Below are 11,711 nucleotides of genomic sequence, written 5' to 3'. Positions count from 1 at the left end.
AATGGCATCCCGGCAACAGACGATGCTGGCCCGGCTTCACCGGGTCCGCACGCTGCAACTCAATCTGACCATGGCCGATGAGGCGCGCGCGCAGGAGCGGGTCGCCTCCGAGCATCAGCTGTCGCAGCGTATCGGCCAGCTGATCGATGCGGTGACGCCGACCCCGGCAGTGACCGCGTCCGCCGCCTCGCTGATGGCGAATGCGCATTTCCGTAACCGCCTGCTCGAATCGGCCGATGCCGCGACGGCGCGCATCCAAGTGGCCGAACACCGCGCCGCGCAGGCGGGCGAACAGACCAAGGCCGCCAAGCGCGACCAGACCGCCGTCGAAAAGCTGATGGACCGCGCGCGCATGGCCGCGATCCGTGCCGAGATGCGCGCGCTGGAGGATATGCCCGCCAGCGGCGGCGCGCGTCGCAATCGGCACGATCCTTGCTGACAGACTTGTCATGATGTCCTCCATCTCCTCGCTCACGCCCCCCGGCACCGCGTCCGCCCGCTCGGCAGCAGGGGGTGTTACCGGCGATCCGATGGCGTCCGCCTTCGCGATGCTCTTCGCGCTGATGCCCGGCATGGGCGATGCGGCGGGTTCGGACAGCGCCGAGGGCTCGCCCAAGTCGGAAGGCGACACGACCAAGGACGGCAGCACGACCGAAAAGGACGGCAAGGACGTGCCGAGCGACGCCATCGCCTTGCCGGTGATGCCGTTCGCGATCCCGACCGTCGCCCTGGCCCCGCCCGAACCCATCGCGTCGCCGGTCGCCGCGTCGAGCGCTTCGCCCGCGCCGATCACCACGCTTCTCGCGGCCATGCCGACCCTGCCGGACGCCGGGCCCGCCCCGACGAGCAAGCCGGTGGCGGACACGCCGATCAGCGTCGACCCGCTCAGGGGCACGATGCCCGTACCGCCCGCCATGACGCTGCCCATTGCGGATGACGGCGCGCCCGAGCTGCCGATCTCGGACCGAACCGCTACGCCGCTGACGGTGACTCCGCCGACCGTTACGGCCACGACGCCATCGTCTGCATCACCCGCGATAGTGGCGCCAAAGGCGGGTTCTACCATTCCGTCCACGCCCTGCCTCGATAGGCCCGTCGCGATGATGACTGGAGACGCGGTGCCGAGTGCCCCGTTGGCGACACAGGCGAATGCGTCCGCGTCCACGGTTGCGCGTGACACGGCGCCAGCCCAGCAAACCGCCGCACCCACAACCGAGCAGGTCGTCCGTGCCGCCGCGCCCGGCATCCCGCTGGCGATTCGCGCCGATGCCTTGCCGACCGCGATTCCGATCGAGGCCCCGGCAACCGACAGCGCATCCACCATACCCATCCGGCAGGACACGCCCCTTCGCTTTGCCGTGACGAACGGGTCCGCGCCTGTCGTCGCCCCCCTGCCGATCCAGGCCCCTGCCCCGATTATCCAGACGGGCCAGAGCGCTCCCGCGATACAGCTTTTCGGGACCGCAATGCGCAGCGAGCAGAGCTTCGATCCGCGCACCGATCGCCGCAAGGACGAAGCCGCGCTGTCGGTCGACCCCGCGACGCTGACCCGCGCCGATTCGCTGACCGCCGCGCCGGTCGTCGCGAAGACGGGGGCCGATCAGGCCCCGCTCGACATGACGCAACATCATTGGCCGCAGGGGATGATCGACCGCATCGACCGGATGCGCGAGGACGCCGCCACCGCCGATACCCGAATCCAGCTGTCGCCCGACGCGCTGGGCGGCATCGCGGTGAACCTGCGTCATGAGGACGGGACGACGCATATCCACTTCACCGCCGATCAGGCGCAGACCGCGTCCCTGCTCGCCGACGCCCAGCCGACACTGGCGCGACTCGCCGAGGAGAAGGGGATGCGCCTGGGTCAGACGGCGGTCGATCTGGGCCAGTCGGGCATGGGCGGCGAGCGACAGGCGCCGCCGCGTCGCCCGGATCCCGTCATGCCGACCCGCCCCGCCTTTGCGGGCACCACCGCTTCCAGCGACGCCGGGGACCCGGCCGCCGCCTCCACCCGAATCGCCTGAGGACTGAACCATGAGTGACGCGAAGGAAACCGACGAAAAGGCGCCCAAGAAGAAGGGCAAGCTGGGCAAGATCATCGTGATGGTGGTCGGCGTGCTCGTCCTGCTGGGCGGGGGCGTGGGGGCCGGGCTGTATGCCGCCAATTCCGGCCTGATCGGCGGCGGCGGCCATGCCAAGGAAGACCATGGCGAGGCCGAGGCCGAGGCCAAGCATCCCGGCCCCAAGCTGGTGCCCAAGTCCGAGCAGAAGCGCGCCGGGGCCGAGGGTGAAGGCGGCGAGGGCGGCGAAGGCGGTCATGGCGGCGGCGAAGGCGGTGGCGAGGGCGGCCATGGCGAAGGCGGCGGCGAGGCCCATGAAAACAAGGGCATGCCGACCCCGGTGGGCGATGGCGGCGAACGCTATGCGTCCAACTATTACGAGCTGCCCAAGGACTTCACCTCGAACATGCGCGACTCGGTGCATATCATCCAGGTGGGGCTGGCCATCTCGACGCCCTATGACGACACGGTCATCAACAATCTGAAGACCAACGACCTGGCGGTCCGTTCGGCCATCCTGATGACGCTGGGCGACGCCAATGAGGAAATGGTGTTTTCCAGTGAGGGCAAGCGCCAGCTGCAACGCAAGCTGGTCGACTCGATCAACGAGATTCTGCGGCAGAAGGAGGGATTCGGAGGCGTCGCTAACGTCTACTTTACCAATTTTGTTGTTCAGTGAGGCATGGTTAACGCCGCCCCTCAGGTTGAACGCCGCGAACGCGGTCGTGAACAGACCGCCGATCACGGCGTGCTGGGCACGACCAAGCTCAATCCGTTCGGCGACCTGCATACGATGCAGCATCTGTCCGCGCGTCTCGCGCGGTCGCTGCGGGGGCTGTTCGAATCCCTTCTGCGTGAGGAACTGCGCTGCTGGGCGGAGCCGCTGGTCGTCCAGCGCTTCGCCGATTACCGGGCCGAGCGTGGCGACGGCCTGAGCGCGTGGCTGCCCATGGCGATGACCTCGCCCAGCGGCATCACCTCCGACGCCCAGGCGCTGATCGTCATCGACGGCGCATTCAGCCTGGCGATGATCGACCTGCTGTTCGGCGGCACCGGGGCCGTGCCCGACGTCCTGCCGCCCGAATTCTCGCCCGCCGCCGAGGCGATGGTGAGCCAGCTGGGCGACATGATGGCCGCGCCGCTTCGCGGTGCCTGGGAATCGCTGGCCCGGATCGACTTTCGCGCCGGTCACCCTGAGGCATCGCCCGCCATGCTGTCGGGCATCGAGGGCGACGACGCGATGATCGTCACCCGCTTCGGCATCGACGGCCGCAACCGCCGTCCGACCATGATCGACATCCTCTACCCCGTCAGCGCGTTGAAGCCGCATGGCTCCGCTTTGACCGGCAAGGTCGTCGACAAGCAGGCCGAGGTCGATCCCACCTGGCGCGGCGACCTGACCCGCGCGGTGATGACGGTGCGCTTCCCGGTCCGCTCGGTCCTGGCCGAACCCGTCGTGTCGCTCAGCCGCCTGATGGAGCTGAAGATCGGCGACGTGATCCCGATCAGTTTCGGCCCGGAAGTGCCGGTGATGGTCGGCGGCGACCTGCTCGGCATGGGCACGGTCGGCACCGCCAATGGCCGCGCCGCCGTCCAGCTTACCTCGCTCAACCGGTCCATCGAAGGACTGGCCCGCGCTCACGAAGGATTCGAAGAATGAACGATATGGCCGGGGGCTTCCCCGTCGATACGTCGGTCGCGGCCAATTTCCGGCTGCTTCAGGATGTCGACGTCAAGCTGACCGTGGAGATCGGCTCGACCCAGCTGTCGCTGCGCGAGCTGCTGGCGCTGTCCGAATCGAGCGTGATCGAGCTGGACCGTCAGGCCAACGAGCTGCTCGACGTGCTGGTCAACGGCACGCTGATCGGGCGCGGCGAAGTGGTGACGGTCGGCGACCGGTTCGGCGTGCGCCTGACCGAGCTGGTCAACCCCGACAAGCGCGGCTGAGCCAAAGATGCTCTGGTCCTATATCCTGAAGCTGGTCATCCTGCTGCCGCTGATCTGCGGCCTGATGATCGGTTGCCTCTATCTGTGGCGCCGTCTGGAAAGCCGGATGCCGGGTCGCCCCGCCACGCGGCTGATCCATGTCCGCGAGACGATGATGATCTCGCCCGGCCTGCGCCTGGCGGTCATCGAATTCGAGGGGCGCAACCTGCTCGTCTCGGTCGGGCGCGGCGGCGTCCAGCTGGTCGACAAGGTCGAGGGCAATGGGACCACGCCTGCGGCGCCGAACCCCGCGCCGCCGACGCCGACCACCCCGCGCCGTCCCGATTTCGTCTCGCGCTTCGCACCCAAGACGTTCGACCAATGAGCATTTCCGTCACTCGCCGGGGCACCGGCCCCGCGTTGATCCGCGCGCAGGACCGCGCCCTGGGCCGTGACATGCCGAAGCGCAGCCTGAAGCCGTTGTGGATCCTGCTCGCCCTGCTGCTGGCGCTGGTCATCGCGATGCCCGCCTTCGCCCAGGCCGCGCCTGCCGCGGCTCCGGCGGCGGCTCCCGCACCGGGCGTCGGCGATGCGGTCGACCGCGCGCTGGGCCAGTTGGGCGGCGGTGCCAATGGCGGCTCGGGCTCGCTGAGTCTGTCGCTCCAGGTCCTGATCATCATGGGCCTGCTGACGATCCTGCCGGGGATCATCCTGATGATGACCAGCTTTACCCGGATCGTCATCGTGCTCGCCATCCTGCGCCAGGCGCTGGGCCTGCAACAGACGCCGCCGAACCAGGTGCTGATCGGCCTGTCGGTCTTCCTGTCGCTGTTCATCATGGCCCCGACGATCAGCCAGATGAACACCAACGCGATCGAACCCTATGCGCAGGGCCGCCTGCCCGGCACCGAGATGATCAAGGCCGCCGGCGCGCCGCTCCACGCCTTCATGGCCAAGCAGACGCGGGTGAAGGACGTGACGATGTTCGCCGAAATGGCGAAGTCCGGCCCCTATGCCAGCCCCAACGACATTCCCTATGCCGTGCTGCTGCCCGCCTTCGTCACCTCCGAGCTGAAGACCGCGTTCCAGATCGGCTTCCTGATCTTCCTGCCCTTCATCGTCATCGATCTGGTCGTCGCCACCGTGCTGATGGCGCTGGGCATGATGATGCTGTCGCCGTCGATCATATCCCTGCCCTTCAAGCTTCTGCTCTTCGTGCTGGTCGATGGCTGGGCGCTGACCATGGGCAGCCTGGCGAACAGTTTCGCGACATAGGTACTTTTTCCCTCTCCCCTGGACAGGGGAGAGGGTTAGCGGAGCTTGCCAGCGTGCTGGCTAGCGCAGCTTGGGTGAGGAGTTGAGCGAGCCTGAAGGCTCGCGCGCGCGTTACGCGCGCCCACCCCTCACCCAGCTCCGACTAAGCCTTTGCTTTCGCAAAGGCCAAGTCTGCGCAACCCTCTCCCCTCTATGAGGGGCGAGAGAGGAATAGCAGTGCGACTCCACCCTGCGAAACGGCCGACGACGCAGGCCTTCGTTAACCATTTTCGCCGATAATTCGCATCAGCCTGAGCGACGCAGAAGGCGACGGAAAACACCCCATTCGGGACCAAAGACCGCATCATGGACGCCCAATATTTCCTGACGCTGGCCAACCAGAGCATGTGGGTGCTGGCGCTTGCCGCCGCGCCGATCCTGGTGCCCGTGCTCGTTTCGGGCCTGGTGATCGGCATGATCCAGGCCGCGACCTCGATCAACGAACAGACCCTGTCGTTCGTCCCCAAGCTGATCGTCGTCGCCGTTTCGATCCTGATCTTCGGCAGCCTGATCGTCGGATTGCTCAGCGACTTCATGGTCAGCATGTTCGAGCGCATTCCCGATCTCGTGAAGTAACCATGCTCGGCTTCGGCCTCTCGATCGAGCCGCAGGCTTGGGCGATCCTGTTCCTGATGATCCGCATCGGGGCCGCCTTCATCACCGCGCCCGTGTTCGGCGCGGTGTCGATCCCCCTGCCCGTGCGGGTCAGCCTGGCCGGTGCGATCGCCTTTCTGGTGAACTCGGTCCATCCGGTCGTGCCGCCGCCCGTCATCTTCTCGGTCCCCACCATCATGTCGGTCGCGGCCGAGGCGATCGTCGGCCTGGCGCTGGGCCTGATCCTTCAGATCGCCTTTACCGCCCCACTGGTCGCCAGCGAGCTGATCGGCGGGTCGATGGGCCTCAACTTCGCCACGACCGTCGATCCGCTCAACGGCCGGTCGAGCCAGGCGCTGGGCCAGTTCTTCACCGTCATGCTGACGCTGTTGTTCCTGTCGGTCGACGGCCACCTCGTCCTCGTCGAGACGATCGTGAAAAGCTATGAGGCGATGCCGCCCGGACAGGCCTGGATGGCCCCGGCACAGTTCAAGGCGATAGCGCTGTTCGGCGGCTATGCCTTTCTGGCCGGGCTGCTGCTGGCGCTGCCAGTCGGTTTTCTGCTGCTCTGCCTGAACCTCGTCATGGGCATGATGAGCCGCGCCGCGCCCTCGCTCAACCTCTTCTCGGTGGGCATGCCCGCTGCGCTGACCATCGGCGTCATTACCATCGCCGTCGCCTTCCCGGCGATGGGCGACTATATGCTCGTCATCATCCGCGAGGCGCTGGCCGCCACCGAGACATTGGTGATCGGCTGATGTCGGAGGGCGGCGAAAAGACAGAAGCCCCAACCCAAAAGCGCCGCGACAAAGCGCGCGAGGACGGGCAGATCCTGCGCAGCCGCGACCTGGCGGCGGCCCTGGTGATGATGGCGGGTATCGCCTGGCTGATGTTCGCGGGTCCCACCTTGCTGGGCGCGTGCAAGGCGGTGATGGCGACGAGCTTTCAATTCACCCATGCCGATGTCGAGGATTTCGAGCCGTTCCGCCCCTTGCTGGAGGCCGGGGGCAAGCTGTGGCCCTCGCTCGCCTCGCTGTTCGCGGTCACGATCGTCGCGACCATCGCGTCGCAGGCGGGCCTCGGCTCGCTCCAGTTCAATCCCAAGGCGATGGCGCCCAAGCCGTCCAAGCTGAACCCCGCCTCGGGCCTGAAGCGTATCTTCGGCGCGCATGGCTGGATCGAACTCGGCAAGTCGCTGCTCAAGGTCGTACTGCTCGGCGCGCTGGGCGCCTATATGCTGTGGAAATCGTCCCGCACGACCTTGGGGCTGGCGCAGTCGGACCTGAACGGCGCGATCGGATCGCTGGGCGGCACCTTCATCACCATCCTGCTGGTCATGGGCTTCGGCCTGATCCTGATCGCCGGGTTCGACGTGCCGATCCAGATCATCCAGCTCTTCTCCAAGCTCAAGATGACCAAGCAGGAGGTCAAGGACGAGCATAAGGAAAGCGAAGGCAACCCGGAGGCCAAGGCGCATATCCGTGGCAAGCAGCGCGAGATGTCGCGCCGCGCGGTGCGCGCGGCGGTGCAGGAGGCGCATGTCATCCTGACCAACCCGACCCATTTCGCCGTCGCCCTGCGTTACGACCGGGGGCAGGACGAGGTGCCGGTGGTGGTCGCCAAGGGACGCGGCGCGACCGCGCTGGCCATTCGCGAACTGGCGGCCGAGCTGGATACGCCGGTGCTGGAATATCCGCAGCTCGCCCGCGCCGTCTATTACACCAGCCGCGAGGGCCAGGAGGTGCGCGCCGACCTGTACCAGGCGATCGCCGTCGTGCTCGCCTTCGTCTTCGGCCTCAATGCGGGGGCGGGCGGTACGTCGCAGCCACCGGTCGAGGTGCCAGTGGGCGCCCGCTTCGACGAGAACGGCGTCGAGCAGCCATGATGCGTCTCGCTCCCCGTCATTCGTCGCATCCCCCTAAAGCCCGGCGGCTGGCGGCCGTTAAGCATGGCAAGCGCGCGCCGGAGTATCGTCGATGACCACCGTTTCCTCGAGCACATCGTCCAATACCACGACGACCTCCTCCAGCTCGACGAGTTCGACCAATGCGGCGCAGAATGCGACGAAGACCGCCGCCCAGCAGCTGTTCAACTCGTTGCAGGCGGGTTCGGGCATCGACCTGTCGACGGTCGTCCCCTCGCTGATCGAGGCGCAGTTCGCCGCCAAGACCGCGGCGCTCAAGGCGCAGTCCGACACGCTGACCGCAAAGATTTCGGGTGTGTCGTCGATCAAGAGCGCGATCACCGATTTCGCCTCCGCGCTGGCCTCGCTGGCGAGCGGGGGAACGCTGGCGACTCAGGCGACCAGCTCCGATCCGTCGACCATGAGCGTGACGACGGCCGCGGGCGCCAAGCTGGCGGGCATGTCCAAGTCGATCACCGTCAATGCGCTGGCCAGTGCGCAGGTCTCCTCGACCAAAGCGTCCTTTTCCAAGACGGCCTCGCTGGGCACCGGCAGCCTGTCGATCAAGGTCGGATCGAAGGATGCCGTGTCGGTGTCGTTCGGCGCCAACGACTCGACGCCCGACCAGCTGGCGGCCAAGATCAATGCCGCCAATACCGGCATCACCGCATCGGTCGTCACCGACGCCAGCGGCAATGCCTTCCTGTCCTTCACCGGGACCAGCGGCAAGGACAACAGCTTCACCATCACCGCGACCGAAGGCGATACGGCGGGGCTCGCCCGGCTGAACGTCGGCAACGGCGCGACCGGCACCGCGACATCGTCGACCGCCGCCAATGCCAGCATCACGATGGACGGCGTCACCGTCGAGCGGGCCAGCAATACCATCAACGACCTGGTGCCCGGCGTGAACATGACCCTGTCCGCGGTATCGACCAAGCCGCTGACGCTGACCGGCTCCAGCCCCAGCGCGGCGCTCAGCACCGTCGTGTCCAACTTCGTCTCGACCTTCAACGACAATATGACCGCGTTGAACAAGGCGATCGACCCGATCACGGGCGATCTGCGCGCCGATCCCGCCGCGCGTTCGCTGGCCCAGTCGATGCGCTCGCTGACCACCACCAAGCTGGTACCCGGCAGCGACGTCGATCTCGGCCCCAAGACGCTGGCCGACCTGGGCGTCAGGACCGAGAAGGACGGCACGCTGACCATCGACCAGACGCAGCTGTCCAAGGCGCTGTCGACCTATCCCGGTTCCGTCGAGAAGATGTTCCAGGCCAGCGGCGACAATTTGATCGGCCTGTCGGCGCGGATGAACAGCATCCAGCTGTCGGCGACCAGCAGCGTCTATGGCCTGACCGCGTCGTACAGCAACCTGACACAGGCGCAGAAGGACCTGGCGGATCAACAGAGCCGCCTGTCCGACAATCGCGAACGGGCCAGCGACGCGCTGACCGCGCGCTTCGCGGCGATGAACAGCCGCGTGTCGGCCTATAAATCAGCACAGGGGCTCATGGATCAGCAGGTCAAGATGTGGACGAAGAGCAACTGATATGACTTATGCCTCCGCCCTTCTGACCGATCCCGCCGCCGTCTATCGCCAGATCGACGTGGTCGGTCGCACCGCCATGGCCGACGGCCCTGCGCTGGTGCAGCTGCTCTACGAGGAACTGATCTCCGCGCTCCGTTCCGCCGCCTGGGCGACCGAGCATGGCCAGCTCGCGCGTAAGAGCGAGCGGGTGACGCGCGCCACCGCCATCCTGTTCGCGCTGGAGGCGGGCCTGGATTTCGAGAATGGCGGCGAGATGTCGATCACCTTCGCCCGCCTCTATGGCGGCGCGCGCAAGCAGATCGTGGACGCCTCGCTGGGCCAGGACGCACAGATCTTCCGCAACGTCGCGGCCAGCATCGCCGATATCGCGGAGGCATGGGAAACCGTGCGCAAGATGAACGCGCCGAAGAAGGGTAATTGAATCGGGCCGCGAATCGCCGCCCTCCGTTCGCGCTGAGCGAAGTCGAAGCGCACGTTACGCGCTATGTTACCCTTGGCCTTCGACTACGCTCAGGCTGAACGGAGCATTGGGCTGATCCCGTCTTACCGCCGGAACCAGTGTTTCTGGACGAAGTAGATGACGATCCCCGCCGCGATCAGCGCGCAGGCGCCCAGGATCGCATCGCACGCCCAAGGTTCCTCGGCATAAGGCAGGTTCTTGACGTTCATCCCGTAAAGCCCGGTGATGAAGGTCAGCGGCAAGAACACCATCGCCACGATCGAGATGACCAGCGCGCGATTGTCGATCTGCTCGGCCCGCATGTCGGTCAGCGTTTCGTGGACCAGCGCGGCGCGTTCTCGGATCGACTCCAGCTCCTCGGCCATGCGCGCGGCGCGGTCGGCGGCGGCGGACAGGTGCAGCCGGTCGTCATCGGCCAGCCAGTCGCCGGGCAGCGCCGCCAGCTTCTCCAGCGCGGCGCGCTGCGGATTAAGGAAACGACGGTAACCGATCGCGGCGACGCGCACCCGGCTGACCGTGCGGCGCAGCTGGAAGACGCGGTGTTCGTCCAGCTGCTCCTCGCAACTGTCCAGCTCGTCGCCCAGACCCGCCACATCGGGATCGAGATCGTTGGTGATGGCCGTGGCGAAGGCGGTGATCAGGTCGCCCGGATCGGCGATGGTGCCGCCCTCCACCTCCTTGCGCACCGTATCGACCGCCAGCAGCGGGCGGCGGGTGACCGAATAGACGCGGCCCTTCATCGCCCAGATCCGCACCGAGGCGAGCATGTCCGATCCGTCGAGCGGCGCGCTGCTGCGCCCGCGCAGGTTCAGGAACGCCCCCTCGCCCACTGCCTCGCAGCGCGGGCGGGTTTCGGCGGCGGTCAGCGCGTCGATGACGTAATCGGCCAGATGCGCCGAATCGCGCAGCCAGCGCTGCGCCACCGCGTCATTGGTCTCCAGATGCACCCAGACCAGCCGTGCCTTGGCCTCCACCGCCGCGCGGATCGGGATCGCCTCGGCCTGGCCGCCGTCGATGCTGTAGGCGAAGCCGGTCATGCGCGGTGGTCCATGCTCAGGTCGACGATCTGCCCCTCACCCGGCTCGACCGGGAGCGCGTCGCTTTCGATCCGGACCGCATCGGCGCGGGCCCGGTCGAGGATCGCGGGCGGCACATCGGCGCGGTGATAGACCCGGTCGGCCGCCGCCAGCGCGCGCGCTTGCCGTAGGGTCAGGTCGTCAGGGTCGGTCGAGGTCAGGACGAACGCCTCGACCTGGGCGGCGGGGCGGGCCGCACCAGCCAGCCAGCCCGCGACATCCGTATGGCCGGCCAGCGGGTCGAGCGCACCACCGGGTGACAATGCCGCACCGATGGCCCGCCGCCGCTGCGCGCCATCGGGAAAGCGCGCACGCAGGCCCGCACGCGCCGCATAGAGACCTTCGGCAAGCGCCCCCAGTCCGGCGGGCAGGATCGTCTCCAGCCGCTGGCGCAGCGCCGCCGCGAGTCCTGCCGACACGCCGCCGGTGCCGATCGCGACGATGACCGGCCCGCGCTCGACAATGGCGGGCAGCGTAAAGTCGCACGCGGCCGGACGGTCGACCGCGTTGACCAGCACGCCGCGTGCCTTCAATCGCGCGATGGCGGCTTGTGCTTCGTCCTCATCCTCGATGGCGACGATGGCGAGCGCGGCTTGGGCATCCTCCCCGACGACCAGCGCCCCGGCGCGTTCGAGCAGGCGGCGCTTGGCCTCGGCGGGTTCGCCCTCGCCCAGCAGGATCACCGGGCGACCGCCCAGCCGAACGAACAAAGGCAGGCTGGCGAGGCTCACGTCACCATTCCTCCCCATCGTCAGATGGGGAGGGGGACCGCGCCCGCAGGGCGTGGTGGAGGGGCATGGCCGGTCCGTCGCGCCCCTCCACCATT

At 67.5% G+C, this 11,711-nt stretch carries 14 protein-coding genes; 12 read left to right on the top strand and 2 right to left on the bottom strand.

Annotated features, from left to right (window positions below; genetic code table 11):
• The first annotated feature begins 1 nt into the window (after position 1).
• The 12 genes from GGQ89_RS00385 to fliS all read left to right on the top strand — a co-directional run bounded on the left by GGQ89_RS00385 (position 2) and on the right by fliS (position 9,770).
• The gene (locus GGQ89_RS00385; RefSeq protein WP_076714606.1) at positions 2 to 439 is read left to right on the top strand and encodes a hypothetical protein; all 438 of its coding nucleotides are present in this window, start codon (positions 2 to 4) and stop codon (positions 437 to 439) included.
• A 10-nt stretch (positions 440 to 449) separates the two neighbouring features.
• Positions 450 to 2,024 (top strand): flagellar hook-length control protein FliK, encoded by a 1,575-nt coding sequence (locus tag GGQ89_RS00380; RefSeq protein WP_184103210.1) that lies wholly within the window; start codon positions 450 to 452, stop codon positions 2,022 to 2,024.
• Between the two features lie 10 nt (positions 2,025 to 2,034).
• Complete coding sequence (locus GGQ89_RS00375) at positions 2,035 to 2,739, top strand: flagellar basal body-associated FliL family protein (RefSeq protein WP_056432291.1); 705 nt, start codon at positions 2,035 to 2,037, stop codon at positions 2,737 to 2,739.
• Positions 2,740 to 2,742: 3 nt separating this feature from the next.
• Complete coding sequence (locus GGQ89_RS00370; RefSeq protein ID WP_056432294.1) at positions 2,743 to 3,720, top strand: flagellar motor switch protein FliM; 978 nt, start codon at positions 2,743 to 2,745, stop codon at positions 3,718 to 3,720.
• Complete coding sequence (fliN, locus tag GGQ89_RS00365; protein ID WP_042487397.1) at positions 3,717 to 4,007, top strand: flagellar motor switch protein FliN; 291 nt, start codon at positions 3,717 to 3,719, stop codon at positions 4,005 to 4,007. The genes GGQ89_RS00370 and fliN overlap by 4 nt, the downstream gene beginning before the upstream one ends.
• A 7-nt stretch (positions 4,008 to 4,014) precedes the next feature.
• Positions 4,015 to 4,371, top strand: a complete 357-nt coding sequence (locus GGQ89_RS00360) for a flagellar biosynthetic protein FliO (RefSeq protein WP_056432296.1) — start codon at positions 4,015 to 4,017, stop codon at positions 4,369 to 4,371.
• A complete protein-coding gene (gene fliP / locus GGQ89_RS00355) occupies positions 4,368 to 5,261 on the top strand; it encodes a flagellar type III secretion system pore protein FliP (protein ID WP_184103208.1) in 894 nt (297 codons plus the stop codon). The genes GGQ89_RS00360 and fliP overlap by 4 nt, the downstream gene beginning before the upstream one ends.
• Before the next feature lie 345 nt (positions 5,262 to 5,606).
• Positions 5,607 to 5,876, top strand: coding sequence for a flagellar biosynthesis protein FliQ (fliQ, locus tag GGQ89_RS00350; protein WP_042487406.1), 270 nt, complete (start codon positions 5,607 to 5,609; stop codon positions 5,874 to 5,876).
• A gap of 2 nt (positions 5,877 to 5,878) precedes the next feature.
• Complete coding sequence (gene fliR, locus GGQ89_RS00345) at positions 5,879 to 6,652, top strand: flagellar biosynthetic protein FliR (protein ID WP_184103206.1); 774 nt, start codon at positions 5,879 to 5,881, stop codon at positions 6,650 to 6,652.
• A complete protein-coding gene (locus GGQ89_RS00340) occupies positions 6,652 to 7,779 on the top strand; it encodes an EscU/YscU/HrcU family type III secretion system export apparatus switch protein (protein ID WP_056432304.1) in 1,128 nt (375 codons plus the stop codon). Before fliR ends, GGQ89_RS00340 begins: the two co-directional genes overlap by 1 nt.
• A 91-nt stretch (positions 7,780 to 7,870) precedes the next feature.
• Positions 7,871 to 9,349 (top strand): flagellar filament capping protein FliD, encoded by a 1,479-nt coding sequence (gene fliD, locus GGQ89_RS00335; RefSeq protein ID WP_184103204.1) that lies wholly within the window; start codon positions 7,871 to 7,873, stop codon positions 9,347 to 9,349.
• A 1-nt stretch (position 9,350) separates the two neighbouring features.
• Positions 9,351 to 9,770: a flagellar export chaperone FliS gene (fliS, locus tag GGQ89_RS00330; protein WP_056432310.1), complete on the top strand. Its 420-nt coding sequence runs from the start codon at positions 9,351 to 9,353 to the stop codon at positions 9,768 to 9,770.
• Between the two features lie 122 nt (positions 9,771 to 9,892).
• On the opposite strand, the gene GGQ89_RS00325 is transcribed toward fliS, so the two are convergent.
• Positions 9,893 to 10,846 (bottom strand): zinc transporter ZntB, encoded by a 954-nt coding sequence (locus tag GGQ89_RS00325; protein WP_184103202.1) that lies wholly within the window; start codon positions 10,844 to 10,846, stop codon positions 9,893 to 9,895.
• On the bottom strand, positions 10,843 to 11,616 hold the full coding sequence (locus tag GGQ89_RS00320) for an NAD(P)-dependent oxidoreductase (protein ID WP_184103200.1): 774 nt from the start codon (positions 11,614 to 11,616) through the stop codon (positions 10,843 to 10,845). The genes GGQ89_RS00325 and GGQ89_RS00320 overlap by 4 nt, the downstream gene beginning before the upstream one ends.
• Positions 11,617 to 11,711 lie beyond the last annotated feature (95 nt).

This window comes from Sphingomonas yabuuchiae (assembly GCF_014199595.1).
GTDB lineage: Bacteria > Pseudomonadota > Alphaproteobacteria > Sphingomonadales > Sphingomonadaceae > Sphingomonas > Sphingomonas yabuuchiae.
This window is presented reverse-complemented; position numbering and strand designations above follow the sequence as displayed.